Here is a 25852-nt window from a genome sequence, read left to right on the forward strand (position 1 = left end):
CAATTGTCATGAAAGAAGTTGAAAAGAGTGAAATTAAACGCCTGAGCGATCGCCTTGACGCCATCCGCCACCAGCAGGCCGCGATCTCGCTGGCCGAAGCCGCCGACAAATACGCCGAGCTGGAAAAAGAAAAAGAGACGCTGGAAGGTGAAATCGCCCGTCTGCGCGCCCTGCATGGGCACAAGCTGAGCAAAGATGCGCAGAAACTGGCAGACATGCCGTTCCGCCGCGCGATCACCAAAAAAGAACAGGCCGACATGGGCAAGCTGAAGAAAAGCGTGCGTGGCCTGGTGGTGGTGCATCCGATGACCGAGCTAGGTCGCGAGATGGAACTGAAAGAGATGACCGGCTTTTCGAAAACCGAATTCTGAACCCCGCTTTCTGACCTCTCCCCACCGGCGGGAGAGGTTTTATCTGTGTTCCCCGCCTGATGTGGTCCTACCAATTCTTTCCCTCAGCCTTTGTTCGCTCACAAAACCCCAATTTCACGTTACACATGCATTGCCAGTCAATAACATTTGGTTAACCATTCATTGTCATTAACCCTACAACCCTTAACTGGCAGGGCCACTTTTACAGACAATGTGACGCGAAGCTGAGCGCAGACTCACCGCGCGACAGGATGAATGGCCCTCAGGAGATCTCCATGAGCCTCTGGCAACAAAACTACGATCCGGCAGGGAATCTGTGGCTGTCGAGCCTTATCGCCTCGTTACCGATCCTGTTTTTCTTCTTTGCCTTAATTCAGCTCAAGCTGAAAGGCTATATCGCCGCCAGCTGGACAGTAGCCATCGCGCTGGCCGTTGCGCTGTTCTTCTACGATATGCCGGTGGACAACGCGCTCGCCTCGGTGGTGTACGGCTTCTTTTACGGCCTGTGGCCGATTGCGTGGATCATCATCGCGGCAGTTTTCGTCTATAAAATCTCGGTCAAAACCGGGCAGTTCGAGATCATCCGCTCATCCATCCTTTCGATTACACCGGACCAGCGCCTGCAAATGCTGATCGTCGGCTTCTCGTTCGGGGCCTTTCTGGAAGGGGCCGCCGGCTTTGGCGCGCCGGTCGCCATTACCGCCGCGTTGCTGGTGGGGCTGGGCTTTAAACCACTCTATGCCGCCGGGCTTTGCCTGATCGTGAACACCGCGCCGGTGGCCTTTGGCGCGATGGGCATCCCGATCCTCGTGGCAGGCCAGGTGACCGGGCTGGACAGCTTTGAAATCGGCCAGATGGTGGGCCGCCAGTTGCCGTTCCTGACGATCATCGTGCTGTTCTGGATCATGGCGATTATGGACGGCTGGCGCGGCGTGAAGGAAACCTGGCCGGCGGTGATGGTGGCAGGCGGCTCCTTTGCCATCGCCCAGTACCTCAGCTCTAACTTTATCGGGCCGGAACTGCCGGACATTATCTCGTCGCTGGTTTCGCTGGTATGCCTGACGCTGTTCCTGCGTCGCTGGCAGCCGGTGCGTATTTTCCGCTTTGACGATGTGAATGCCACTGCGGGGGATGCCGCCGTTACGCCGAAACACTACTCCCGCGGGCAAATCCTGCGCGCCTGGTCACCGTTCCTGTTTTTGACCGCCACCGTTACCCTGTGGAGTATTCCGCCGTTCAAAGCGCTGTTTGCGCCGGGCGGCGCGATGTATGACTGGGTGATCAACATTTCTGTGCCGCATCTGGATAAGCTGGTGGCGCGTATGCCGCCGGTGGTGAACGCGGCCACGCCTTATGCGGCGGTGTATAAATTCGACTGGTTCTCTGCCACCGGCACGGCCATTCTGTTCGCAGCGCTGATCTCCATCGTCTGGTTGCGCATGAAACCGAAAGACGCGCTCGTCACCTTCGGCAGCACGCTGAAAGAGCTGGCGCTGCCGATTTACTCCATTGGCATGGTGCTGGCGTTCGCGTTTATCTCCAACTATTCCGGGCTGTCCTCAACGCTGGCGCTGGCACTTTCCCATACCGGTCATGCGTTTACCTTTTTCTCGCCGTTCCTCGGCTGGCTGGGGGTGTTCCTGACCGGCTCCGATACCTCATCAAACGCGCTTTTTGCTGCGCTGCAGGCGACCGCCGCCCAGCAAATCGGCGTCTCGGATGTGCTGCTGGTGGCGGCGAACACCACCGGCGGCGTGACTGGCAAGATGATTTCGCCGCAGTCTATCGCCATCGCCTGCGCAGCGGTGGGACTGGTGGGCAAAGAATCCGACCTGTTCCGCTTTACCGTTAAACACAGCCTGATTTTCACCTGCATGGTGGGGGTGATCACGACACTACAAGCCTACGTTCTGACCTGGATGATCCCATGATAGTGATGCCCGTGCGTCTGTCCGACACCATCGCCGATCGCTTGCGTGCGCTGATAGATGAACAGCAGCTTGAGCCAGGGGCGCGCTTGCCCGCCGAGCGCAAGCTGGCGGCGCAGTTGGGCGTCTCCCGCAATTCCCTGCGGGAGGCGATTGCGAAGCTTATCAGTGAAGGCGTGCTGCTCAGCCGACGCGGCGGCGGCACTTTTGTGCACTGGCCGCAGGAAGACTGGTCCGAGCAAAACATTGTCTATCCGCTAAAAACGCTGATGGCGGACGATCCGGATTACAGCTTCGACATTCTGGAAGCCCGCCATGCGATTGAGGCGAGCACGGCCTGGCATGCCGCCCTGCGCGCCACCGCCGCAGATAAAGAAAAAATTCAGCTCTGCTTTGATGCCACCCTGAGTGATGACCCGGATCTGGCCTCGCAGGCGGATGTGCGCTTTCACTTAGCCATCGCTGAAGCGTCCCACAATGTGGTGCTGTTGCAGACCATGCGCGGCTTCTTCGATCTGCTGCAACTGTCGGTGAAACAGAGCCGCCAGCGGATGTATTTCGTGCCGCCGGTGTTCGCGCAGCTCACCGAACAGCATCAGGCGGTAATGGATGCCATTATGGCCGGTGACGCCGACGGCGCGCGTAAGGCGATGATGCTGCATCTGGAATTTGTGCATACCACCATTAAACGATTCGATGAGGATCAGGCCCGCCAGGCGCGCATCACTCGCCTGCCCGGTTAACCCAATGAACTGTCAGGGAGAAACCCATGATTATTTCCGCAGCCAGTGATTACCGTGCCGCAGCACAGCGTATCCTGCCGCCCTTTCTTTTCCATTACATCGATGGCGGTGCCTACGCGGAATATACGCTGCGCCGCAACGTGGAAGATCTCTCGCAGGTGGCGCTGCGCCAGCGCGTGCTGAAAAACATGTCCGATCTGAGCCTGGAAACCACGCTGTTTAACGAAAAGTTGTCGATGCCGGTGGCGCTGGCCCCGGTGGGGCTGTGCGGCATGTACGCGCGGCGCGGCGAAGTGCAGGCGGCCGCGGCAGCCGATGCCAAAGGCATCCCTTTCACCCTGTCGACGGTATCCGTCTGCCCGATTGAAGAGGTCGCCCCGACGATTAAGCGTCCGATGTGGTTCCAGCTGTACGTGCTGCGGGATCGCGGGTTTATGCGAAACGCGCTGGAGCGCGCCAAAGCGGCAGGATGTTCAACGCTGGTGTTTACCGTCGATATGCCGACACCGGGCGCACGCTACCGGGATGCGCATTCCGGTATGAGCGGTGCCAACGCGGCGATGCGCCGTTACTGGCAGGCGGTAACACATCCGCAGTGGGCGTGGGACGTCGGCGTTAATGGTCGCCCTCACGATCTGGGCAACATCTCCACTTACCTCGGCAAGCCGACCGGACTGGAGGATTATATTGGCTGGCTGGCGAATAACTTCGATCCGTCCATCTCCTGGAAAGACCTGGAGTGGATCCGCGAATTCTGGGACGGCCCGATGGTGATCAAGGGGATCCTCGATGCAGACGATGCGCGCGATGCGGTTCGTTTTGGCGCAGACGGCATTGTGGTGTCGAACCACGGCGGGCGTCAGCTGGACGGCGTGCTCTCGTCTGCCCGCGCGCTGCCGGCGATTGCCGATGCGGTGAAAGGTGACATCGCGATCCTCGCAGACAGCGGCATCCGTAACGGGCTGGACGTGGTGCGAATGATCGCCCTGGGCGCAGATACCGTGCTGCTGGGCCGTGCCTATCTGTATGCGCTGGCGACCCACGGTCAGGCGGGAGTGGCGAACCTGCTGAACCTGATCGAAAAAGAGATGCGCGTGGCGATGACGTTAACCGGCGCACGTTCGATAAGCGAAATCAGCCGCGACTCGCTGGTGCAGAACGTTGAGCATGAATCGGTGTTTGCGCCGGTGAAAACAGGCGATGCCGCCTGATTTTTGCTATGCTGCCCGCCATTCTTGAGGGGGCAGCATGCTGAACATTGTCTTATTCGAACCTGAAATCCCGCCGAATACCGGGAATATTATCCGCCTGTGTGCCAACACCGGGTTTCGCCTGCACATCATTGAGCCAATGGGCTTTACCTGGGATGACAAGCGTCTGCGCCGCGCCGGGCTGGATTATCACGAATTTACCGCAGTGGTGCGTCATGCCGATCATGCCGCTTTTGTGGCGGCAGAAAATCCGCAGCGGCTGTTTGCCCTGACCACCAAAGGCACGCCGGCCCACAGCGCGGTGAGTTATCAGGACGGGGATTATCTGATGTTTGGCCCGGAGACGCGCGGTCTGCCTGCCGCTATTCTGGATGCGCTGCCCAAAGAGCAGAAGATCCGCATCCCGATGATGCCGGACAGCCGCAGCATGAACCTGTCTAATGCGGTGTCGGTGGTGGTGTATGAAGCCTGGCGTCAGCTTGGCTATCCGGGCGCGGTACTGCGCAGCTAGCGTTAAATACCGTCGCCGTATTCGAAACGGTGATTCGCACCATTGAAATGCTGATCCATATCCATCGCGGGTTTGTCTGATTCCGGCTTGCCAACAATGCGGGCCGGTACACCTGCCACGGTCGTGTGCGGCGGCACCGGTTGCAACACCACGGAACCTGCGCCAATCTTCGCGCCACGCCCGACTTCGATGTTGCCGAGAATTTTCGCCCCGGCGCCAATCATTACACCTTCGCGGATCTTCGGATGGCGATCGCCGCTGGTTTTGCCGGTTCCGCCGAGCGTGACCGATTGCAGAATAGACACGTCATCTTCCACTACCGCCGTTTCGCCCACCACAATACCGGTGGCATGGTCGAGCATGATACCGCGGCCAATCTTCGCCGCCGGGTGAATATCCACCTGGAAGGACACCGACACCTGATTTTGCAGGAAAATTGCCAGCGCGCGGCGGCCCTGATTCCATAGCCAGTGACCGATACGGTAAGACTGCAGGGCGTGAAACCCTTTCAGATAGAGCAGCGGCGTGGAGTATTTATCTACCGCCGGATCACGGGTGCGCACGGCCTGAATATCGCAGGCGGCGGAGGCAATCATTTCCGGGTCAGCGGCGTAGGCTTCTTCTACCACTTCACGAATGGCAATAGCGGGCATGATCGGCGACGCCAGCTTGTTCGCCAGCATATAGCTCAGCGCGCTGCCGAGGTTTTCGTGCTTGAGTAAGGTTGCGTGATAAAAACTGGCCAACATAGGCTCACAGTCGGCCAGCGCCCGGGCTTCGGCTTTAATATTATTCCAGACGAGATCCAGTTCTTCACACGGCATTGCATACTCCAGGCGAAATAAAATGACCGGCCACTCTGCGATGGCCGTGTCAGTGATGAGGATTAGGGAGCCGGATGGCTGGTACGCTCATCCTTACGGGAGCGGCCTAACAGGGTCAATGCTGCCTCGCGCGCATTTTTTCCGCAATACAATACTTGATAAATTTCCTCGGTTATTGGCATTTCGACACCAAAGCGGTGTGCCAGCTCGCGGACTTCTTTCGTATTGCGGTACCCTTCAACGACCTGGCCGATACTTTCCTGTGCACTTTTTACGTCCATGCCCTGACCTAACGCCATCCCGAAACGACGGTTGCGGGACTGGTTGTCAGTGCAGGTTAAGACCAGATCGCCCAGACCGGCCATGCCCATAAAGGTGGAGGGATCGGCACCCAGCGCCACGCCCAGACGGGACATTTCGGACAACCCACGGGTGATCAGCGCGGTACGCGCATTGGCACCAAAACCGATGCCGTCGGACATACCCGCGCCGATGGCAATCACGTTTTTCACCGCCCCGCCCAGCTGCACACCGATAAAATCCGGGTTGCTGTAGACGCGGAAGCTTTTGCCGCAGTGCAGCAACTGCTGCAAGTCTTCAGCAAATACCTCATCGGTGGAGGCCAGGGAAATCGCCGTTGGCAGGCCCGCCGCCAGTTCTTTGGCGAAGGTTGGCCCGGAAATCACCGCCAGCGGAATGGCATCGCCCAGCGCTTCACGCGCTACATCCTGCAACAGACGGCCCGTTTCGGCTTCTAAGCCTTTGGTCGCCCAGACCACGCGCGCGTCGTCGCGCATTAATGGTTTGATTTGTCGCAGCACGTCGCCAAAGACATGGCTTGGCACCACCACCAGGATATTGCGACTCGCGGCAAGCGCCGTGGCTAAGTCGCTTTCAAGGTGCAGCGTATCGGGAAAGGGCACATCCGGGAGGAACGCCACGTTGCAACGATCATGTTGCAGCGTCGCGATATGTTTTGGATCGTGGCCCCAAAGCACCACTTCGTGGCCATTTCTTGCCAGGGTAATGGCAAGAGCGGTGCCGTAAGAGCCGGCACCGATCACAGTCATATGAGCATTTATCGTACTCATCAGGCATCCTGAGGTTGTTCGGTACCTTCGCCTGCCTGCTGCTGCAAATAGTTCATGAACAGCGCATCGAAGTTGACCGGTGCAAGGTTCAGCTGCGGGAACGTACCGCGGGAAACCAGGCTGGTGATGCATTCGCGGGCGTACGGGAACAGAATGTTCGGGCAGTACGCGCCAAGGCAATGCGCCATCTGGGTACCTTCGATACCACCAACGGAGAAGATACCGGCCTGCTGAACTTCACACAGGAATGCCGTTTCTTCACCCAGGCTTGCAGTCACAGTGACACGCAGCACCACTTCATAAACGTCGTCAGCGAGCTGGCTGGAAGCGGTGTCCAGATCCAGTTTTACTTCCGGCTGCCAGTCTTTCTGGAAGACGTGCGGCGCATTAGGCGCTTCGAAAGACACATCCTTGGTGTAAATGCGTTGGATCTGGAAAGCCATTTCGGTGTTATTTTGTTCTGACATGAGTAAAACCCTTAGTGTTGTCCTAAATACGCTTTAGCGTAACAGGGGATCGAGTCCACCACGCGCGTCCAGCGCATACAAGTCGTCACAGCCGCCAATGTGCTGTGCATCAATAAAAATCTGCGGCACGGTCGTACGGCCACTACGTTGAATCATCTCTTCACGCTTCACCGCATCACCATCAATCGGCAGCTCTTCAAAGGCAACGCCTTTGCTGTTGAGCAGCGCTTTTGCACGATGGCAAAAAGGGCAGGTCGCTTTGGTATAGATTTCAATGTTGGCCATGACTGCACTCCACTTGTGATTTATTTACCGCGCACCAGCGGGAGGTTTTCACCACTCCAGCCAGCTACGCCATCTTTCAGTACATAGACCCGCTCGAAGCCCGCTTTAATCAGCTCACTTGCCGGGGCTTGCGCCTGCATACCGGTGCCATCAACTACAATAATGGGTTTGCTTTTGCTTTTCTCAAGCTCACCGAGGTTATTGGCTTTAATGTCGTTGGGCAGCAAATTGACGGCACCCGCGATGTGACCTTTGCGGAAATCGTCACGCTGACGCAGATCCACAACCACGGCATCTTCTTTGTTAATCAGACGCGTTGCTTCACCACGCGTGATGATTTTAACTTTCGATACCAGACCTTTGAAGGTGGTGAACAGCACCGCCGCCAGTAAGACAACCCATCCGATACAAAGTATGGGGTGACGGCTAACAAATTGCATAATTTCTTGCATGGAGGGCAACAACTCCCGACTCAGTGATTAAAAACCAGGGAAGGAGTATACCTGTGCGGTGTAGCAAATACAGCCAGCGAGCACAACGGAATGCATTTTCTGCGGCGCGTTACGAAAAAAATGCTTAAAGCCATTAAAAACACCGCCCTTCCCCCTACCAATCTTTGATCTTCTGCGGCTATTTGATCGATTCAGCTGTAGTAAAATTACGCAAATTTTTGACTCATGAGCATGAGGTTGTCGCAATGTCGGTTTCTAAAAAACCTATGGTACTGGTGATCCTGGATGGCTATGGCTACCGTGAAGACCAGCAGGATAACGCTATTTTTAACGCTAAAACCCCGGTCATGGATGCCCTGTGGGCTAAACGTCCGCATACGCTTGTTGACGCATCCGGCCTCGAAGTGGGTCTGCCGGACCGGCAGATGGGCAACTCTGAAGTCGGTCACGTCAACCTGGGTGCGGGTCGTATCGTTTATCAGGATCTGACCCGTCTGGATGTTGAAATTAAACAAGGTACTTTCTTCAGCAACCCGGCGCTGACCGCCGCAGTGGATAACGCCACTGCCAATGGCAAAGCCGTGCATATTATGGGCCTGCTGTCTGCGGGCGGCGTGCACAGCCATGAAGATCATATCCTTGCGATGGTTGAACTGGCAGCCCAGCGCGGCGCAGAAAAAATCTATCTGCATGCTTTCCTGGATGGCCGCGATACCCCGCCACGCAGCGCAGAATCCTCCCTGAAACGTTTTGAAGACAAATTTGCTGAACTGGGCAAAGGCCGCGTCGCCACTATTATTGGTCGTTACTATGCGATGGACCGCGATAACCGCTGGGATCGCGTGGAACAGGCGTACAACCTGCTGACGCAGGCGAAAGGCGAATTCCAGGCAGACAGCGCGGTCGCAGGTTTGCAGGCGGCGTATGCCCGTGATGAAAACGACGAATTCGTAAAAGCGACGGTGATCCGCGCGGCAGGCCAGGCGGATTCCGCGATGGTCGATGGCGATGCGCTGATTTTCATGAACTTCCGTGCTGACCGCGCCCGCGAAATCACCCGCGCCTTTGTGAATGCCGATTTCGACGGCTTCGCCCGTCAGAAAGTGGTGCAGTTTAGCGATTTCGTTATGCTGACCGAATATGCCGCCGACATCAAAACCACCGTGGCTTATGCACCGGCATCACTTGCGAACACCTTCGGCGAGTGGATGGCGAAGCATGACAAAACCCAGCTGCGTATCTCCGAAACTGAGAAGTACGCCCATGTGACCTTCTTCTTTAATGGTGGCGTCGAGGAGCCGTTTGCAGGGGAAGATCGCATCCTGATCAACTCCCCGAAAGTGGCGACCTACGATCTGCAACCGGAAATGAGCAGTGCAGAATTAACTGAAAAACTGGTCGCGGCGATCAAGAGCGGCAAGTACGACACCATCATCTGCAACTATCCGAATGGCGACATGGTGGGTCATACCGGCGTATTCGAAGCGGCAGTTGCCGCTGTTGAAACGCTGGATAACTGCATCGCGCAGGTCAGCGATGCGGTGGAGTCCGTGGGCGGTCAGCTGTTGATTACCGCGGATCACGGCAATGCTGAGCAGATGCGCGACCCGGCAACCGGTCAGGCGCATACCGCGCACACTAACCTGCCGGTGCCGCTGATCTACGTTGGCGATAAATCCGTGAAAGCGGTTGAAGGCGGCAAACTTTCCGACATCGCACCGACCATGCTGGCGCTGATGGGGATGGAAATCCCGCAAGAGATGACTGGTAAGCCGCTGTTCATCGTGGAATAATCGCTCCCCATGAGGGGAAAGGCGATTTTTTCAAACACCAGGACTGTGTCGATCCGGTCCATTATCTACGCCAGCGCGCTCAGCGCTGGCGTATTGTTGTGCGCCTTTTCAGCCCATGCGGATGACCGCGATCAGTTAAAATCCATTCAGGCTGACATTGCCGCCAAAGAGCGTGCCGTCCGTCAGCAACAGCAGCAGCGCAGCAGCCTCCTTGCCCAGTTAAAAGCCCAGGAAGAAGCGATTTCCGCTGCCGCCCGCGCCTTGCGCGAAACCCAGAACACCCTCGCCCAACTGAATAAACAAATCGATGCCATGAATGCGTCTATCGCTAAACTGGAGCGCCAGCGCGCCAGCCAGGAGCGCAATCTGGCCGCGCAGCTCGATGCGGCATTCCGTCAGGGTGAGCACAGCGGGATGCAGATGATCCTGAGCGGCGAAGAAGGCCAGCGCGCACAGCGTTTGCAGGCCTACTACGGCTATCTGAATCAGGCGCGTCAGGAAACCATCGCGCAGCTCCAGCAGACTCGCGAAGAAGTCAACGCCCAGAAAGCCGAGCTGGAAGAGAAGCAGAGCCAGCAGCAAACCCTGCTTTATGAGCAGCAGGCGCAGCAGGCTAAGCTTGAGCAGGCGCGCAACGAGCGTAAGAAAACCCTCTCCGGCCTTGAGTCGTCTATCCAGCAGGGCCAGCAACAGCTGAGCGAGCTGCGGGCCAACGAATCACGGCTGCGCAATACCCTTGCCCGCGCTGAAGCCGCCGCCAAAGCGCGTGCGGAACGTGAAGCACGCGAAGCCCAGGCGGTACGCGATCGCCAGAAAGATGCCACGCGCAAAGGCACCACTTATAAGCCGACGGAAAGCGAGCAGTCGTTAATGTCCCGCACCGGCGGTCTGGGATCACCGCGCGGCCAGGCCTACTGGCCGGCACGCGGCACTATCCTCCATCGCTATGGCGAACAGTTGCAGGGTGAGCTACGGTGGAAAGGGATTGTGATCGGCGCGTCTGAAGGCAGCGAAGTGAAAGCCATTGCCGATGGCCGTGTGATCCTCGCTGACTGGCTGCAGGGCTATGGTCTGGTGGTGGTGGTGGAGCACGGTAAAGGTGACATGAGCCTTTATGGCTATAATCAGAGCGCGCTGGTCAGCGTGGGTACGCAGGTGCGTGCCGGTCAACCGATTGCCCTTGTGGGCAGCAGTGGCGGTCAGGGCAGACCTTCACTCTATTTCGAAATTCGCCGCCAGGGTCAGGCGGTCAATCCACAACCGTGGTTGGGAAGATAAGTTTTGCTTCAATTTCGTCGTCTGTGTTTTTCTCTTATCAGCCTTATGGTTTTTGCCGCGCCGGTATTCGCCGGGAAACTCGCCATCGTGATCGATGATTTTGGGTATCGCCCGCACAACGAGAATCAGGTACTGGCGATGCCAGCGGCCATCTCCGTTGCGGTGCTGCCTAATGCACCCCATGCGCGGGAAATGGCCACCAAAGCGCATAACACGGGCCATGAAGTGTTAATACACCTGCCGATGGCCCCGATCAGCAAACAGCCGCTGGAAAAAGACACGCTGCGTCCGGACATGAGCAGCGATGAAATCGAACGCATTATCCGCACTGCGGTAGACAACGTGCCCTATGCCGTTGGCCTGAATAACCATATGGGCAGCGCCATGACCTCTAACCTGTTCGGTATGCAGAAGGTGATGCAGGCGCTGGCGCGTTACGATCTCTATTTTCTCGACAGCATGACCATCGGCAACAGCCAGGCGATGCGCGCCGCCACCGGTACTGGCGTGAAAGTGATCAAGCGAAAAGTCTTCCTCGACGATACGCAGAACGAGGCCGATATTCGCCGCCAGTTTAACCGCGCGGTAGAACTGGCGCGCCGTAACGGCTCGGCGATTGCTATTGGCCACCCGCATCCGTCGACAGTGCGTGTGCTGCAACAGATGCTGCCTACCCTGCCGCCGGATATTACGCTGGTGCGCCCGGGCAGCCTGCTCAATGAGCCGCAAGTGGATACGTCGACGCCAAACCGAACGCTTCCAAAGAACGACGCGCCGCGTAATCCTTTCCAGACGGTGAAGATCTGCAAACCGAAAAAACCGTTAGCGCCGGTCAACGCTGTGAAGTTCTTCGACGTGCTCGGCGAAAGCATCAAGCAGAGCACGCTGATAAGCTACTTCCAGCATCAATGGCAGGGCTGGGATAAATCGATGGGTGCCCGCGGCATAAACGCTAACGCAGATTAAATGCCTTACGCACGACGTGATAGGGCGAGATTGTCTTATCGCGCCAGCGCCAGAGTCGATAAGACCACAGGAGCGCCTGGTACGCGACTTTAGCGCTGCGTACATTCGTCACCATCCGTTTGTACATTCCGGAGGTAAAAATCTCCGCGATCATCTGCTGACGTGTTAACACATCCGGCTCTTTGCGCACCGCATGGCAAACGCGTAATGCTTCATAAGTTATCTGCTGATGGAATTCCGGGTAGATCGTAATTCTCCCGGCATAATCATGGTTAAGTTTTTCAAGCAGGCGCGTGATCTTAATATAATGGCGCTGGTAACGAAGATTTTTACAGCCCTGCCGTTTCAACCGGCTGACTGAACTATCATGCAGGAAATATTTATACAGGCAGGCTTCGGTATATTTCACCCGACGCGCATTAAACATTACCTCAGTCGTCCAGATAATATCCTGATGATGTAGTCCGGGAATAAAGGTAATTTTATTACGTGTAATAAGCTCGCGGCGATATACCCCCATCCATACCACATGCGTCCAGCGACGCGACGCAAGCCCCATACGTAACCACTCGGGCCCATTCAGCACCTCCGTTGTGCGTACACGATCAAGGGGGATAGAAGGCCAGGTATTACCCGTGTCACGTATACACCAGTCCGCATTACATTGGGCAACATCCAGGTCGTCCTTTAACGCCATGGTCATCAAGGTTTCATACATCTGCGGATAGGTCAGATCATCGGCATCGACAAAGGCAATATACTCACCGGTCGCTATTTCCATTCCGCGATTGCGGGCAACTGAAGCCCCTGAGTTCGCTTGATGCAGCAGAGTGACGTGTGGATAGGTATCAGCGTATTTTTGCGCTATCGCTACAGAATTGTCCGTGGAACCATCATTTACAATGATAATCTCCAGTGCCTTCCACGTTTGCGCGATCAGGGATTCCATACAGGCCTCAAACTCATGGCCTGCGTTGTATAAAGGAATGATGACGCTCAACGTATCTTTACATTTTTTCATGATAATACTGGCGATCGTGGTGAGTGATACATGCGTGCTTTTTACACCAGGTTTATTAAGGAATTATTAAGAGGCGCGGTAAAGTTCGGGAAGGTTATAAGTCAGGCAGGACATTGAGGATTATTCTTATTCTGAAACATTCATCCAGTTAATATATATGGCCTGGCCATTCTGTTAAAAATAATAAAAAATCAGGTAGCCAGTAAGATCTGCGCTAACAACCACGCGGCGCCCAGCCGCAAAGAGCAGTGCCGCACAAATGAGTCAACATCGCAGAACTCACACAATGTATACTCAGTGCTTATGAGTTTTGCGCAAAAATAATTATCTTGAGGGAAGTGATGACCATCAGTAAGACACATGTCAAAGGCTATACAGTTTACTGCAAAGAGGCTGAAAGCGATCTACAGGTCCTGATGGAAAAGTACATAAACAATGAGGTTAGCGGCAAGCCACTCAGCAGCGGCAACCCTATGCGTAGCGTAGAGATTGTTGAATATAAGTCACAGAAATTTATAATAAAAAATGACCGTGAACGCGATCCTCGCCTTGAAAAAAAATTACAGGATTTCATTTCCGGCCCCTTCTATTCTCGTTTGATCAAGATACTTGATCGTCTGTCACCAGAAGCGCGTGCCTGCACCGCCGATCTCTACTGTGTTGCTGAAAAAACGCGTTTTCGCCAGTGCTATGATGTCTATACTATTCATGAGTATATTGATGGTGAGCCCTTACGCAGTATTGATGCTACCAATGCTGACGAGGTCAAAGCGTGCGTGTTGCAGCTTCATCGCGCCGGGCTGGCGTCTAATGACATTCATCCGGGGAATTTTATTCGTACCCCGGGCGGGGCGCTAAGAATTATCGACTTATCCTGCAAAGGAAATATGAAAATTTGCCAGGCTAATGATATTTTGGCGTTACACCGAAAATATAATATTAATATTGCCTCACAGGGTGTGACTTATAATTTCATCGTACTGAAAGAAAAATTCCGCCAGCTATCCAGAAAACTGCGCGGCAAATAATTGCCTGGTACTATGGCCGGGTTATCAGACCCGGCCATATTATTATTACCGCTAACGGCTTATCACTTATCCCAACTCAGGATGACTTTTCCTGACTGACCGGAACGCATGGCGTCAAAGCCTTCCTGGTAGGCATCGATTGAGAAACGGTGGGTAATGATCGGCGTTAAATCCAGGCCAGACTGGATCAATGCCGCCATTTTGTACCAGGTTTCAAACATCTCACGGCCATAAATGCCTTTAATAAACAGGCCTTTGAAGATCACTTTATTCCAGTCGATGGACATCTCAGACGGCGGAATACCCAGCAGCGCGATGCGACCGCCGTGGTTCATGGTGTCGAGCATGGTACGGAACGCCGCCGGTGCGCCGGACATCTCCAGACCCACGTCAAACCCTTCGGTCATGCCCAGTTCGGTCATCACATCGTTCAGGTTCTCTTTAGCGACGTTGACCGCGCGGGTCACGCCCATTTTACGCGCCAGATCCAGACGATATTCATTCACATCGGTGATCACCACATGACGCGCGCCGACATGTTTCGCCACCGCCGCGGCCATAATGCCAATCGGGCCTGCGCCGGACACCAGCACATCTTCGCCCACCAGATCGAATGACAGTGCGGTATGCACCGCATTGCCGAACGGGTCAAAAATAGACGCCAGCTCGTCGGAAATATTGTCCGGGATTTTGAAGGCGTTAAACGCCGGGATCACCAGATACTCGGCGAAACAACCCTGGCGGTTGACGCCCACGCCGATGGTGTTGCGGCACAGATGGGTGCGGCCACCGCGGCAGTTGCGGCAATGCCCGCAGGTAATGTGCCCTTCGCCGGAAACGCGATCGCCGATTTTAAAGCCTTTCACTTCCTGCCCAATGCCGACCACTTCGCCGACATACTCGTGCCCTACCACCATCGGCACGGGAATGGTTTTTTGTGACCATTCGTCCCAGTTATAGATATGCACGTCCGTGCCGCAAATCGCAGTTTTACGGATTTTGATCAGCAGGTCATTATGGCCGACGTCCGGTTGCGGCACATCGGTCATCCAGATCCCTTCTTCTGCTTTCAGCTTCGATAAGGCTTTCATCACGGGTCCTCAGGCAATCACGCCAAGTTTTTTACCGATGCGGGTAAAGGCGTCCACCGCACGTTCGATTTGCTCAGGGGTATGCGCCGCCGACATCTGGGTGCGGATACGCGCCTGGCCTTTTGGCACCACCGGGAAGAAAAAGCCGGTGACGTAAATGCCTTCTTTTTGCAGCTCGCGGGCAAAGTTCTGCGCGACTACGGCGTCACCCAGCATCACCGGGATGATGGCGTGATCGGCTCCCGCCAGCGTAAAGCCTGCGGCGGTCATTTTTTCACGGAACAGGCGGGCGTTGGTCCACAGACGATTACGCAGCTCGCTGCCTTCCGCCAGCATCTCCAGCACTTTGATGGAGGCGGCGACGATCGCCGGCGCCAGCGAGTTGGAGAAAAGATACGGACGGGAGCGCTGACGCAGCCATTCCACCACTTCTTTGCGCGCCGCCGTATAACCGCCGGATGCGCCGCCGAGGGCTTTACCGAGCGTCCCGGTAATGATGTCGACACGGCTCATCACGTCGCAGTATTCATGGGTGCCGCGACCATTTTCACCGACAAAACCGACCGCGTGGGAATCATCCACCATCACCAGCGCATCGTATTTGTCTGCCAGATCGCACACGCCTTTCAGGTTGGCGATCACGCCGTCCATCGAGAACACGCCGTCGGTGGCGATCAGCACGTGACGCGCCCCGCCGTCGCGGGCTTCTTTCAGACGCGCTTCCAGCTCCTGCATATCGTTGTTGGCATAGCGGAAACGCTTCGCTTTACACAGGCGCACACCATCAATAATTGAGGCGTGGTTCAGCGCATCAGAAATAATGGCGTCTTCTGCGCCCAGCAGGGTTTCAAACAGACCACCGTTGGCATCGAAACAGGAGGAGTACAGGATTGCATCTTCCATGCCGAGGAATTCAGCCAGCTTCTGCTCCAGCACTTTGTGGCTGTCCTGAGTGCCACAAATGAAACGCACCGACGCCATGCCGAAACCATGAGAATCCATCCCCGCTTTGGCGGCGGCAATCAGTTCCGGGTGGTTCGCCAGACCCAGGTAGTTATTGGCGCAAAAGTTGATCACCTGGCTGCCGTCACCGACGGTAATATCCGCCTGTTGCGCCGAGGTGATGATACGTTCTTCTTTAAACAACCCTTCCGCACGCGCGGTTTCCAGGTCATGGCTTAACTGTTTGTAAAAATCCCCACGCATTGCAATTCTCCAGACTGGACAAATTTCGGCACATATTACCCAAAGCTATACGTTGATACGAGATGACGCATCATCCATTGTTCATTTTGCAGCATAAATCACGTGTCGTCGGGAAGGTTGGCGGTGAATGGCTGAAGGGTCTGCAATGTGATGGTATGATAAGAAATATTCGTGTCCGGGATTGTCCCGGCGCGCCTCAATTCAAAGGTCACAGTTATGATTATCGTTACCGGCGGCGCAGGCTTTATCGGCAGCAACATCGTTAAAGCGCTGAATGACAAGGGCATCACTGACATTCTGGTCGTGGATAACCTGAAAGATGGCACCAAGTTTGCGAACCTGGTGGATCTGAATATCGCCGATTATATGGATAAAGAAGACTTCCTGATCCAGGTGATGGCAGGCGAAGAGTTCGGCGACATCGAGGCGATTTTCCATGAGGGTGCCTGTTCGTCCACCACTGAATGGGACGGCAAGTACATGATGGATAACAACTATCAGTACTCCAAAGAGGTGCTGCACTACTGCCTCGAGCATAATATTCCGTTCCTGTATGCCTCTTCGGCGGCGACCTACGGTGGCCGTACCTCTGACTTTATTGAATCCCGCGAGTACGAAAAGCCGCTGAACGTTTACGGCTACTCCAAGTTTTTATTCGATGAATATGTGCGCCAGATCCTGCCGGAAGCGACATCCCCGATTGTCGGTTTCCGCTACTTCAACGTCTATGGCCCGCGCGAAGGCCACAAAGGCAGCATGGCAAGCGTAGCTTTCCATCTCAACACCCAGCTGAACAACGGCGAAACGCCGAAGCTGTTTGAAGGCAGCGAAAACTTTAAACGCGATTTCGTTTATGTGGGCGACGTGGCAGCGGTGAACCTGTGGTTCTGGGAAAACGGCGTGTCCGGTATTTTCAACCTCGGCACCGGCCGTGCAGAGTCCTTCCAGGCCGTGGCCGATGCGACCCTGGCGTTCCATAAGAAAGGCAGCATCGAGTACATTCCGTTCCCGGAAAAACTGAAAGGCCGCTATCAGGCGTTCACTCAGGCGGATCTGACTAACCTGCGTGCCGCAGGCTACGACAAGCCATTCAAAACCGTGGCCGAAGGCGTAGCGGAATATATGGCCTGGCTGAACCGCGACGCGTAAGGTACCCTATGCGAATTCTGGTGATTGGCCCGTCATGGGTGGGCGACATGATGATGTCGCAAAGTCTCTATCGCACGCTCAGGGCGCGCTATCCTCAGGCGATTATCGACGTGATGGCACCCGCGTGGTGCCGTCCGTTATTGTCGCGCATGCCGGAAGTCAACGAGGCGATCGCCATGCCACTGGGACACGGTGCGCTTGCGCTTGGCGAGCGTCGTAAGCTCGGGCATAGCCTGCGTGAACGGCGTTACGACCGCGCTTACGTCCTGCCGAACTCCTTTAAATCCGCGCTGGTGCCGTTCTTTGCGGGGATACCGCACCGTACCGGCTGGCGTGGTGAAATGCGTTATGGCGTACTCAACGACGCGCGCGTGCTGGATAAAAACGCCTGGCCGCTGATGGTAGAGCGCTACGTGGCGCTGGCCTACGACAAAGGGGTGATGCAATCGGCGAAAGATCTGCCGCAGCCGCTGCTGTGGCCGCAGTTGCAGGTTACTGAGGCGGAAAAAGCCCAGACCAGCGATGCGTTCGGCGTGTCTTCTGAACGTCCTGTTATCGGCTTTTGTCCCGGTGCGGAATTCGGCCCGGCAAAACGCTGGCCTCACTACCATTACGCGGAACTGGCTAAGCAGTTGATCGATGAAGGTTATCAGGTTGTCTTGTTCGGTTCGGCAAAGGATCACGACGCCGGCAATGAGATCCTTGCCGCGTTGAGCATTGAGCAGCAGGCCTGGTGCCGTAACCTCGCCGGTGAAACCCAACTCGAGCAGGCCGTCATTTTACTGGCTGCCTGTAAAGCCGTAGTTACTAACGACTCCGGTTTGATGCACGTCGCCGCGGCGCTGAACCGTCCGCTGGTGGCACTGTACGGACCCAGCAGTCCCGATTTTACTCCGCCGCTGTCGCACAAAGCCCGCGTGATCCGCTTGATCACCGGCTATCACAAAGTGCGCAAAGGCGACAGCGAGCAGGGCTATCATCAGAGCCTGATCGACATCACACCGGAACGTGTGCTTAACGAACTAAACGCGCTATTAGTGGCAGAAGAAGGATAACGGATGCGGGTGTTGATCGTAAAAACCTCGTCGATGGGCGACGTGCTGCATACGCTGCCGGCGTTAACCGACGCTATGCAGGCTATTCCGGGTATCCGTTTTGACTGGGTGGTGGAAGAAGGTTTCGCACAGATCCCAAGCTGGCATGCCGCTGTCGATCGCGTTATCCCGGTGGCGATACGCCGCTGGCGCAAAGCGTGGTTTTCCGCGCCTGTTCGCGCTGAACGGCAGGCATTTCGCGACGCGGTTCGTAGCAAGCAGTATGACGCTGTTATTGACGCACAAGGCTTAGTAAAAAGCGCCGCACTGGTGACCCGCCTGGCGCGCGGCGTGAAGCATGGCATGGACTGGCACAGTGCCCGCGAACCGCTGGCGAGCCTGTTTTATAACCGTCGCCATGCCATCGCGAAAGCGCAGCACGCCGTGGAGCGTACCCGCGAACTCTTCGCCAGCAGCCTGGGTTATACCAGACCGCAGACTCAGGGCGATTACGGCATCTCACAGCACTTTTTGAATAATCTGAATTCAAATACCGGGAATTATGCGGTATTTTTGCACGCCACCACTCGCGATGATAAGCACTGGCCCGAAGAAAACTGGCGGGCATTGATAGGGTTACTGAAGGATTCAGGGTTGCGCATCAAGTTACCCTGGGGCGCGCCTCACGAAGAAGCCCGCGCACGGAGACTGGCAGAGGGATTTGATTATGTGGATGTTTTGCCGCGTATGAATTTAGAAAGTGTGGCGCAGGTACTGGCAGGAGCGAAATTTGTGGTTTCGGTTGATACCGGCTTGAGTCATCTGACAGCCGCTCTTGATCGACCGAATGTTACCCTCTATGGCCCTACGGATCCGGGTCTGATCGGGGGTTACGGGTTGAATCAGATTGCCCTTAAAAGTAAAGATAATAAATTATCTTCTATTATGGCTGATTGCGTTTTGAAAGACCTATACTATTGATTCTTATTACTTAAAAGAGTTCACTATGCTTTTTGGCCATGTCTTCTCAAATAATCTGGATCGGGCTGCGATAACACCGTTTGCAATTGCAGAATGGTTGTTTAAAGCAGGCTGCCTGTTGTCATTTTCTTTGTTACTGATCAATCCAGATTTGGCGCTAAAGTTTTTTATTGCCACCACAGGGCTATCGTTACCCGTCATTGGTAAAAATTTGCGCAGCGTACTGGCAGACAAGCGTGTTTTAATCCTCCCTGGGCTGATGATTCTTTTTGGTGTCCTGCAAATAGTTTGGGTGGACGTGTTCAAACATTCGGAATCAATATTCACTGCGGCGTATCGTTCTTATCAAAACGGCGGCAAAGTTTTAATTTTCTCGGGGTTTGTAGCTCTGGGAATTTACTGTCAGAAACGCACAACATCTACATCCCTACAAGCCACCTCTGCGGTGGTCATCCTCGTTGCACTCATGCTTTATCTATACGGGGCGTATCAGTATTTTGTATCACCGGGCAGTTTAACTACCGACTATCGGGTAACGCTGGGCTTTGAACATGCAACGGGTACAGCTTATGCTCTGACTTTCATCGCGTTAATTGCTTCCCAGGCCATATTGAACCTGGGAAAAAAATTCGCAGTGGTATTCTACTTTTTACATTTTATTATTTCTTTTGCCTTAATTATATTAACGCAAACGCGTGCAGCCATTCTCTTATATCCTGTTCTGGCAGTAGTTTTTCCCTTGCTTCATTTCCGGAAAAAACCGCGTATTCTAATGCAGTCGATTGCTGCCTTTTTAGTGATTATGTTTATTTCTGTATTTGCTCTACAGCCGGTGCTCGAAAAGCGTTATACAGATTTTAAAAGAGATATGCATGCTTACAGTAAGCAGAACAGCAGGACTTCAATAGGTGCAAGGCTCGCAATGCAGCACGCCGCGTATATCGCGGGAGTCGCCAGCCCCCTGGGCCAGTCCCTTGAGCAACGTAATGCTTATGTAAAAGCCGCAGCCACGAGCGATCCCTCTTTGAAAGGGGCAACGGTATTCCTCAACGTCCATCTGCATAATGAAATAATGGATACTTTTTCATTAAAAGGAATACCAGGGGTAATCGCGTTGTTAATGCTGTATCTGGCGATGCTTTATACCGCATATATTTATAGAAACCCCCTGTTAGGGATTACGACATGCGCTATCATATTATATGGTATGAGCGATGTACTACTTTATGCCAAAGGAGAGGCACTAAGCGCTATGCTTGCCATCTGCATAGCCTCTATGCTAATACCGGGTAATAGTACGGTGAGAGAAAAATCGTATGAGTAATCTTTCGGGCTATTTGCTAAGCATCATAATACCAGCATATAACAACGTTAACTTTATCGGTGAAACGTTGGCCTCTTTACAAGTCGGTATCACTGATGAAGTTGAGCTGATCATTATTGATGATGGCTCTACCGATGGTACAGGAGAAGTGATCACTCAGTATTTACAGCAAAACCCGGACTCACATATTAAATATTTTCATCAGGAAAATAGTGGCGTCGCGCTAAGCAGAAATAAAGGCCTTGAACACGCGACCGGTAAATATATTGGTTTTGTTGATAGTGATGATAGCGTTAGCCCAGTCTATTTTGACGTTTTATTACCCATTTTAAGGGAAGAGCAATATCATATTATTGATTTTAATCTTACCCGAGATGTAAAAAAATTAGTTACCAGAAATAGCCACATACCTACGGATACCATCGCTCTGAAGGACCAGCAGATGCTGGCTTTGATGCCTATTTTCCGTGCAGCACAATGGCATTTGGTAACAAAAATTTTTCACAGGAATATCATCGGCAATGATCGTTTTGAAGCGTATCGACGCTATGAAGACATGATTTTTTGTCCATTCCAGTATTTCAAATGCGAAAAAATATTAAAAATCAAATGCGCACTGTATTATTACAGATTAAATTCTTGCAGTATCACTGAAAATTTAATTGTTGATGATGCCAGACATATGTTTTTCGCAATGAATAAAATGTGTGACTACATTTGTGAACACCCTGAAAAAAGAACTATCGCCACACTGATGGTTGTAAATTCTTTTTTAGAAGGTCGTAAAATTCTGCGCAAGACCAAAGGATATTATGGCTACGACACAGATATGTTGAATGTAATAAATAAAGCCCTGGCCTGTTTCGACTCCAGAATGGTGAGTAGAAAAGTATTTTTTAAAATGAAATTTACTACGATCGATAGCAATTTGTCTTATATACGTCACCGTCTTTCGAAAGTCTATAAAAATTTCTGGGCGACAAGGAATTGATATGAACGGTAATGTTAACAAGATACTTGTTTGTAAATTAAAATTTTATGGTGATGTGCTATTGACCACTCCAGTCATCGCCAGTTTGCGTAGCCGCTATCCCGATGCAACTATTGATTTATTGCTGTATAAAGATACAAAAGCAATCTTATCCGCCGATCCGCGTATCAATCAGTTTCATCTGCTTAATAAAAAGGACGGCTTTTGGCAGAAGATTACTAACTTTTTTAAGCTGCGAAAGGATTTAAAGAATAACTCATATGATTTGATCATTAACCTGTCGGATCAATGGCCCATTGCTTATCTCCTTTCTTCACTGCATCGTGACTCCATTGCCTTTAGACGGCAGGAAGAACGCTGGAATAAATTGTTCACAAAAACGGTTCCCGTTTCTGGGGTCAATATTGTTGAGCAAAATCTTTCGATTCTAAAAGGATTAGATTTTGCTGATAAGGATGTCATACCAGAACTGACGCTTTACTATCGTGAAAGCGACTATCAGTCGCTCTTCGGCATTGATGCGGGATTCAATGCAAAGAATTACATAGTCATACAACCCACTGCCAGACAGCTTTTTAAATGTTGGGATGATGATAAATTTGCCAAGGTTATCGATCATCTTACTCGCTCAGGTTACCAGGTTGTTTTAACCAGTGGGCCGGCAGAAGCGGAACGTCAGCAAGTTGAAAATATTGCATCGATGTGCGTCATTAAACCTAATACCGCCTTTGCGGGTAAAACCACTTTTTTACAACTTGCTGCCCTGATTGATCATGCAGTCATGTTTATCGGCGTGGATTCCGCGCCAATGCATATGGCCGCAGCGCTTGATACTCCGCAAGTATGTTTATTTGGTGCCACTAATTATCAGCAGTGGCGACCATGGTCTAAAAAGGCAACGCTACTCTGGGCGGGTTCTTACCATGAAATGCCCGTCAGAGATGAACTTGATCGTAGTGGCCAATATTTAACGTGGATACCGGCTGAAGCTGTAATAAGCGCTGTCAATGAAAAATTGCAAGACATTAAGCTAAATCAACAAGATGAGAGAGACTGAGATGGACAATGATGTTACGCCAACAATCCACATCGCTTATTGCACAGATTCTAATTATTTAGAATATGTTGCAACGTCCATCATGTCTGTTGTCGTTAATAATCTGCAGGTTAATTTAGCATTCCACGTATTTGTGTATGATGTTTCGCAGGAAGACATTGATAAACTTAAAAGCACATATCACAATATCAACGTTGAAAAAATAAACAATGAGGATATTGATAAATTCCAGAATGAATTCAAAATAAAACATATCAATAAATCGACCTATATGAGACTCGCTGTGCCGAGACTATTGCAGGGGTCGGTAAAAAGGTTTATCTACCTGGATGCTGATACGCTTTGCTTCCGCGATATAAGTGGAATAGACGAAATCGACATTAGTGACGTTATATGCGCGGTAAGTCATGATGCTCTGGAAGGTAAAGAGAGCAGGCATTCTAAACGGCTTAGTCTGACATCACCCTATTATTTCAATGCCGGTTTTCTTTATATCAATATTGATAAATGGATTGAACATGACATTGAGAATAAAGCCAACGCGATCCTGTTTGAAAAGGGTAATACGCTCCCCTATCTTGATCAGGATGCACTTAATATCGCAATGGAAGGCCATGTAAAATTCATTGGGAATGAGTGGAACTATATTTTCAACTGGTATTCAGAGCCACACAAAGATACTTTTTTTTATGACAAAAAGGCTCTGCCAAAGATTGTGCATTTTACCGGTGGAAGGAAGCCATGGTTTACTGAGCACACTGGCTTATCTCAGGATCTTTTCCTTTTTTATCACCACCTTACTCCATGGGCAGCAGAACCATTAAAATCCTACGCCTCAAAAATGCGTCCTACTGATTACCGTGTTTACTCAAGAAATAGTTTTGCAAAACATCACTATTTAGCGGCATTAAAATGGTATGCAAAATATTTAAAATCTAAACTCAAATAATAAAGATTGCTCCCACCAGGGAGCAACTTTTTATTTAGATTTTAGCTTTGCCAATAAATACCCACAATAACTAGATATTGCATCCAGGTATTTACCTTGTAGTTTTTCGTGACGAAATTTTTTCTTAAACTGTTTTGGGGTTCGGGGTCCAATAAGCGGTTGCCCTGACCAGGGAGACGCCAGGTAAGCCTTTTTGAAGTATTGTGCTGAAGGGTAATCAGCCCATGTATTCCAGGGTTTGGTGACGCCAATATAATGAATCAATACGGTCGATTCAGTAATGATATTTTTATACTTAGTAATATCCTTAAATTTTAACTCGTTTTTAATACCATAAATACGGTTAAAATTTTCGCTCAGGAAATGAGTATGACCTAATAAAAGAAGATTTAAAACATCTTGATCGAAAAACTTAAGGCTATCTCTTTTGTTAATTAAAAGCTCAAGTGCTTTATCAAGAAAAGCATTATCTCTCCATTTTGTTAACAGTACATACATAACGCCAGCATTGAAATAATTACCATTTAACGTTAACGAACCTAGGCGAGTGCCGGCAACATCTCGAATTTCAGCCACATCTTTTACCACGGCAGCATATTCATGTGTGCTAAACTCTAATTCTGTCAGATATTTTAGCGAGCCTTTACACATTACATCTGCATCCAGGTACAGCAATTTTTCAGTCGAAGTTGATAAATACTCAAAAGCTATAAAACGATAATAAGTTGCCGTCGACCATGCTGCTGTGCTAGGTAAGAAATTAAAATAATTATCATCTATTTTATAAATTGTTATTTTTACAGAGAAATCCTCTGCCACTTTATGAAGATTTTTATTATATTGCTCATCTTCATAATCAGAAAAAATATGAAAATGAAGATTGAGATCAGGATTGTTCATTACTACTGAAACGATCGAAACTCCTGCACCAAGCTGGAAATTCTTATCAATTCCATAAGCAATATCTAATTGTGCAGTTTTATTTTCATCCAGCTTACCGTAGCTTTTTTGGGTGATTATCGCATCTGCCACATTGAGTTTCATTTTGACTCCACTTACACTTAAATATCAGGATAGAATTTTACTTTTTATATACATGACATGGCTTAAAACGGATCTAACATATTTCTTTTGTAGTTTTTCGTGCCTGGACTTTCTTTTATAGAGTTTTGCCGTATGTGCTTTCAGTAAGCCATGGTTTGCCCACGTCGATTTTTTATAAGCGGCAAGAAAATATTGGGATACTGGGTATTTAGCCCATGTATGCCAGGGCTTTGTCACGCCCACATAATGTATTAAAATCGTATTGTCGTTAATATATGTTTTATACACATCATCACTTTTATTTACTAATTCCTGATCAACGCCATAAATGCAATTAAAGTCACGTCGCAGATGGATCAATTTACCGACAAAAAGAATATTTAACACATCCTGATCGAAATACAGTAAATCCTTGTGCTTCTCATGTAAAATCGCAAAAGCTTTTTCTAAAAGATTTTCTTTCTTCCAGGTAACCAGATTAGCAAATACCACGCCGGAGTTAAAATATTGCTGTGAAAGTTCAGGTATACCCAGTCTTTTCCCGGATTTCAGACGAACTTCATCAATATCATTAACAACAGCAGCATACTCATCGCCAAAATATATATCTGTCAGCTCTAATAAAGATCCTTTACAAATAACATCTGCATCTAGATAAAGCACTGAATTAAGCTCAGCACTTAAATATTCAAATGCAAAATAGCGATAGTACATAGCGTAAGTCCATGACTTTGTACTGGGCAAGCTTCTGAAATTTTCATTATCGAAAACTAAAATGGTGATGCATGTATGATACTGCTCGGCAAGCAGTTTTACACAATCTAAATAGTCTTCATCAACATAATCAGTGACAATAAAGAAATTTAGCGCAATTTCAGGATTGTTAACAATAACTGATGTCATTGAAACCCCTGCACCAAATAAAAAGTTACGGTCAACCCCGTAAGCAATGTTTAAACGTTTAGTTTGTATATTGCTAGAATGATCAAAAATAAATTTTTTTGTTATCATTTTATGGAAATCAATTTTCATTTCAGGCAACCTATAAAACCTGAGC

The 25852-nt window shown here is 51.3% G+C and carries 26 protein-coding genes; 16 read left to right on the forward strand and 10 right to left on the reverse strand.

Annotated features, from left to right (window positions below; genetic code table 11):
* The first annotated feature begins 8 nt into the window (after positions 1-8).
* From KW828_RS08740 to trmL, 5 genes are all read left to right on the forward strand, one after another.
* Entirely contained in the window at positions 9-371 is a 363-nt protein-coding gene (locus tag KW828_RS08740) for a YibL family ribosome-associated protein (RefSeq protein WP_218336017.1), read from the forward strand.
* Between the two features lie 275 nt (positions 372-646).
* A complete protein-coding gene (gene lldP / locus KW828_RS08745; protein WP_218336018.1) occupies positions 647-2302 on the forward strand; it encodes an L-lactate permease in 1656 nt (551 codons plus the stop codon).
* Positions 2299-3042 carry a transcriptional regulator LldR gene (gene lldR / locus KW828_RS08750; protein WP_218336019.1) on the forward strand — a complete coding sequence of 248 codons (744 nt, stop codon included), beginning with the start codon at positions 2299-2301 and terminating at the stop codon, positions 3040-3042. Before lldP ends, lldR begins: the two co-directional genes overlap by 4 nt.
* 26 nt (positions 3043-3068) lie before the next feature.
* Positions 3069-4253, forward strand: coding sequence for an FMN-dependent L-lactate dehydrogenase LldD (gene lldD / locus KW828_RS08755; protein ID WP_218336020.1), 1185 nt, complete (start codon positions 3069-3071; stop codon positions 4251-4253).
* A 37-nt stretch (positions 4254-4290) separates the two neighbouring features.
* Entirely contained in the window at positions 4291-4764 is a 474-nt protein-coding gene (trmL, locus tag KW828_RS08760) for a tRNA (uridine(34)/cytosine(34)/5-carboxymethylaminomethyluridine(34)-2'-O)-methyltransferase TrmL (protein ID WP_218336021.1), read from the forward strand.
* Positions 4765-4766: 2 nt separating this feature from the next.
* Here the strand turns inward: trmL and cysE are convergent, their stop codons facing one another.
* The 5 genes from cysE to KW828_RS08785 form a co-directional block, all read right to left on the reverse strand.
* Entirely contained in the window at positions 4767-5588 is an 822-nt protein-coding gene (cysE, locus tag KW828_RS08765) for a serine O-acetyltransferase (RefSeq protein ID WP_218336022.1), read from the reverse strand.
* 62 nt (positions 5589-5650) lie between these two features.
* The gene (gene gpsA, locus KW828_RS08770) at positions 5651-6679 is read right to left on the reverse strand and encodes an NAD(P)H-dependent glycerol-3-phosphate dehydrogenase (protein ID WP_129363858.1); all 1029 of its coding nucleotides are present in this window, start codon (positions 6677-6679) and stop codon (positions 5651-5653) included.
* Positions 6679-7146, reverse strand: a complete 468-nt coding sequence (gene secB, locus KW828_RS08775) for a protein-export chaperone SecB (protein WP_176400583.1) — start codon at positions 7144-7146, stop codon at positions 6679-6681. Before secB ends, gpsA begins: the two co-directional genes overlap by 1 nt.
* 33 nt (positions 7147-7179) lie before the next feature.
* A complete protein-coding gene (grxC, locus tag KW828_RS08780; RefSeq protein ID WP_218336023.1) occupies positions 7180-7431 on the reverse strand; it encodes a glutaredoxin 3 in 252 nt (83 codons plus the stop codon).
* A gap of 20 nt (positions 7432-7451) precedes the next feature.
* Entirely contained in the window at positions 7452-7883 is a 432-nt protein-coding gene (locus KW828_RS08785) for a rhodanese-like domain-containing protein (RefSeq protein ID WP_088221171.1), read from the reverse strand.
* 245 nt (positions 7884-8128) lie between these two features.
* On the opposite strand from KW828_RS08785, the gene gpmM reads away from it, so the two are divergent.
* From gpmM to KW828_RS08800, 3 genes are read left to right on the forward strand one after another with little or no spacing between them, the layout of a single operon-like run.
* The gene (gene gpmM / locus KW828_RS08790) at positions 8129-9676 is read left to right on the forward strand and encodes a 2,3-bisphosphoglycerate-independent phosphoglycerate mutase (protein WP_218336024.1); all 1548 of its coding nucleotides are present in this window, start codon (positions 8129-8131) and stop codon (positions 9674-9676) included.
* A gap of 9 nt (positions 9677-9685) precedes the next feature.
* Positions 9686-10954 (forward strand): murein hydrolase activator EnvC, encoded by a 1269-nt coding sequence (gene envC, locus KW828_RS08795; protein WP_218336025.1) that lies wholly within the window; start codon positions 9686-9688, stop codon positions 10952-10954.
* Positions 10955-10957: 3 nt separating this feature from the next.
* On the forward strand, positions 10958-11920 hold the full coding sequence (locus tag KW828_RS08800) for a divergent polysaccharide deacetylase family protein (RefSeq protein ID WP_218336026.1): 963 nt from the start codon (positions 10958-10960) through the stop codon (positions 11918-11920).
* Here KW828_RS08800 and KW828_RS08805 read toward each other — a convergent pair.
* Positions 11907-12941 carry a glycosyltransferase gene (locus tag KW828_RS08805; RefSeq protein ID WP_218336027.1) on the reverse strand — a complete coding sequence of 345 codons (1035 nt, stop codon included), beginning with the start codon at positions 12939-12941 and terminating at the stop codon, positions 11907-11909. The two genes, KW828_RS08800 and KW828_RS08805, sit on opposite strands and share 14 nt — an antisense overlap.
* A gap of 341 nt (positions 12942-13282) precedes the next feature.
* Here KW828_RS08805 and rfaY point away from each other — a divergent pair, with 341 nt between their 5' ends.
* Entirely contained in the window at positions 13283-13969 is a 687-nt protein-coding gene (rfaY, locus tag KW828_RS08810) for a lipopolysaccharide core heptose(II) kinase RfaY (RefSeq protein WP_218336028.1), read from the forward strand.
* A 62-nt stretch (positions 13970-14031) separates the two neighbouring features.
* On the opposite strand, the gene tdh is transcribed toward rfaY, so the two are convergent.
* Together tdh and kbl are read right to left on the reverse strand one after the other, a co-directional pair.
* Positions 14032-15060, reverse strand: a complete 1029-nt coding sequence (gene tdh, locus KW828_RS08815; RefSeq protein WP_218336029.1) for an L-threonine 3-dehydrogenase — start codon at positions 15058-15060, stop codon at positions 14032-14034.
* 9 nt (positions 15061-15069) lie between these two features.
* Positions 15070-16266, reverse strand: a complete 1197-nt coding sequence (kbl, locus tag KW828_RS08820) for a glycine C-acetyltransferase (protein ID WP_218336030.1) — start codon at positions 16264-16266, stop codon at positions 15070-15072.
* A gap of 216 nt (positions 16267-16482) precedes the next feature.
* Between kbl and rfaD the strand changes: the two genes are divergently transcribed.
* The 7 genes from rfaD to KW828_RS08855 are packed head-to-tail and all read left to right on the forward strand — an operon-like array spanning position 16483 to position 23751.
* Positions 16483-17415 (forward strand): ADP-glyceromanno-heptose 6-epimerase, encoded by a 933-nt coding sequence (gene rfaD, locus KW828_RS08825; RefSeq protein ID WP_218336031.1) that lies wholly within the window; start codon positions 16483-16485, stop codon positions 17413-17415.
* Positions 17416-17423: 8 nt separating this feature from the next.
* A complete protein-coding gene (gene rfaF / locus KW828_RS08830; protein WP_218336032.1) occupies positions 17424-18470 on the forward strand; it encodes an ADP-heptose--LPS heptosyltransferase RfaF in 1047 nt (348 codons plus the stop codon).
* A gap of 3 nt (positions 18471-18473) precedes the next feature.
* Positions 18474-19430, forward strand: coding sequence for a lipopolysaccharide heptosyltransferase RfaC (gene rfaC, locus KW828_RS08835; protein WP_218336033.1), 957 nt, complete (start codon positions 18474-18476; stop codon positions 19428-19430).
* A 25-nt stretch (positions 19431-19455) separates the two neighbouring features.
* Positions 19456-20754, forward strand: a complete 1299-nt coding sequence (locus tag KW828_RS08840; protein ID WP_256350094.1) for an O-antigen ligase — start codon at positions 19456-19458, stop codon at positions 20752-20754.
* Positions 20747-21745 (forward strand): glycosyltransferase, encoded by a 999-nt coding sequence (locus KW828_RS08845; RefSeq protein ID WP_218336034.1) that lies wholly within the window; start codon positions 20747-20749, stop codon positions 21743-21745. Before KW828_RS08840 ends, KW828_RS08845 begins: the two co-directional genes overlap by 8 nt.
* 1 nt (position 21746) lies before the next feature.
* Positions 21747-22802, forward strand: coding sequence for a lipopolysaccharide core heptosyltransferase RfaQ (rfaQ, locus tag KW828_RS08850; protein WP_218336035.1), 1056 nt, complete (start codon positions 21747-21749; stop codon positions 22800-22802).
* A gap of 1 nt (position 22803) precedes the next feature.
* The gene (locus KW828_RS08855; RefSeq protein WP_218336036.1) at positions 22804-23751 is read left to right on the forward strand and encodes a glycosyltransferase family 8 protein; all 948 of its coding nucleotides are present in this window, start codon (positions 22804-22806) and stop codon (positions 23749-23751) included.
* 30 nt (positions 23752-23781) lie between these two features.
* On the opposite strand, the gene KW828_RS08860 is transcribed toward KW828_RS08855, so the two are convergent.
* Together KW828_RS08860 and KW828_RS08865 are read right to left on the reverse strand one after the other, a co-directional pair.
* Positions 23782-24795, reverse strand: coding sequence for a glycosyltransferase (locus tag KW828_RS08860; RefSeq protein ID WP_218336037.1), 1014 nt, complete (start codon positions 24793-24795; stop codon positions 23782-23784).
* 24 nt (positions 24796-24819) lie between these two features.
* Positions 24820-25827 (reverse strand): glycosyltransferase, encoded by a 1008-nt coding sequence (locus KW828_RS08865; protein ID WP_218336038.1) that lies wholly within the window; start codon positions 25825-25827, stop codon positions 24820-24822.
* Positions 25828-25852: the final 25 nt, after the last annotated feature.

Origin of the sequence: Enterobacter sp. ENT03 (assembly GCF_019218745.1) — a bacterium.
Classification (GTDB): Bacteria; Pseudomonadota; Gammaproteobacteria; order Enterobacterales; family Enterobacteriaceae; genus Enterobacter_D.

What these genes read in the sequence shown, in the direction of transcription:
- KW828_RS08740 (WP_218336017.1), top strand. Translation starts at nt 9, where the DNA reads ATGAAAGAAGTTGAAAAGAGTGAAATTAAACGCCTGAGCGATCGCCTT.
- lldP (WP_218336018.1), top strand. Translation starts at nt 647, where the DNA reads ATGAGCCTCTGGCAACAAAACTACGATCCGGCAGGGAATCTGTGGCTG.
- lldR (WP_218336019.1), top strand. Translation starts at nt 2,299, where the DNA reads ATGATAGTGATGCCCGTGCGTCTGTCCGACACCATCGCCGATCGCTTG.
- lldD (WP_218336020.1), top strand. Translation starts at nt 3,069, where the DNA reads ATGATTATTTCCGCAGCCAGTGATTACCGTGCCGCAGCACAGCGTATC.
- trmL (WP_218336021.1), top strand. Translation starts at nt 4,291, where the DNA reads ATGCTGAACATTGTCTTATTCGAACCTGAAATCCCGCCGAATACCGGG.
- cysE (WP_218336022.1), bottom strand. Translation starts at nt 5,588, where the DNA reads ATGCCGTGTGAAGAACTGGATCTCGTCTGGAATAATATTAAAGCCGAA.
- gpsA (WP_129363858.1), bottom strand. Translation starts at nt 6,679, where the DNA reads ATGAGTACGATAAATGCTCATATGACTGTGATCGGTGCCGGCTCTTAC.
- secB (WP_176400583.1), bottom strand. Translation starts at nt 7,146, where the DNA reads ATGTCAGAACAAAATAACACCGAAATGGCTTTCCAGATCCAACGCATT.
- grxC (WP_218336023.1), bottom strand. Translation starts at nt 7,431, where the DNA reads ATGGCCAACATTGAAATCTATACCAAAGCGACCTGCCCTTTTTGCCAT.
- KW828_RS08785 (WP_088221171.1), bottom strand. Translation starts at nt 7,883, where the DNA reads ATGCAAGAAATTATGCAATTTGTTAGCCGTCACCCCATACTTTGTATC.
- gpmM (WP_218336024.1), top strand. Translation starts at nt 8,129, where the DNA reads ATGTCGGTTTCTAAAAAACCTATGGTACTGGTGATCCTGGATGGCTAT.
- envC (WP_218336025.1), top strand. Translation starts at nt 9,686, where the DNA reads ATGAGGGGAAAGGCGATTTTTTCAAACACCAGGACTGTGTCGATCCGG.
- KW828_RS08805 (WP_218336027.1), bottom strand. Translation starts at nt 12,941, where the DNA reads ATGAAAAAATGTAAAGATACGTTGAGCGTCATCATTCCTTTATACAAC.
- rfaY (WP_218336028.1), top strand. Translation starts at nt 13,283, where the DNA reads ATGACCATCAGTAAGACACATGTCAAAGGCTATACAGTTTACTGCAAA.
- tdh (WP_218336029.1), bottom strand. Translation starts at nt 15,060, where the DNA reads ATGAAAGCCTTATCGAAGCTGAAAGCAGAAGAAGGGATCTGGATGACC.
- kbl (WP_218336030.1), bottom strand. Translation starts at nt 16,266, where the DNA reads ATGCGTGGGGATTTTTACAAACAGTTAAGCCATGACCTGGAAACCGCG.
- rfaD (WP_218336031.1), top strand. Translation starts at nt 16,483, where the DNA reads ATGATTATCGTTACCGGCGGCGCAGGCTTTATCGGCAGCAACATCGTT.
- rfaF (WP_218336032.1), top strand. Translation starts at nt 17,424, where the DNA reads ATGCGAATTCTGGTGATTGGCCCGTCATGGGTGGGCGACATGATGATG.
- rfaC (WP_218336033.1), top strand. Translation starts at nt 18,474, where the DNA reads ATGCGGGTGTTGATCGTAAAAACCTCGTCGATGGGCGACGTGCTGCAT.
- KW828_RS08840 (WP_256350094.1), top strand. Translation starts at nt 19,456, where the DNA reads ATGCTTTTTGGCCATGTCTTCTCAAATAATCTGGATCGGGCTGCGATA.
- KW828_RS08845 (WP_218336034.1), top strand. Translation starts at nt 20,747, where the DNA reads ATGAGTAATCTTTCGGGCTATTTGCTAAGCATCATAATACCAGCATAT.
- rfaQ (WP_218336035.1), top strand. Translation starts at nt 21,747, where the DNA reads ATGAACGGTAATGTTAACAAGATACTTGTTTGTAAATTAAAATTTTAT.
- KW828_RS08855 (WP_218336036.1), top strand. Translation starts at nt 22,804, where the DNA reads ATGGACAATGATGTTACGCCAACAATCCACATCGCTTATTGCACAGAT.
- KW828_RS08860 (WP_218336037.1), bottom strand. Translation starts at nt 24,795, where the DNA reads ATGAAACTCAATGTGGCAGATGCGATAATCACCCAAAAAAGCTACGGT.
- KW828_RS08865 (WP_218336038.1), bottom strand. Translation starts at nt 25,827, where the DNA reads ATGAAAATTGATTTCCATAAAATGATAACAAAAAAATTTATTTTTGAT.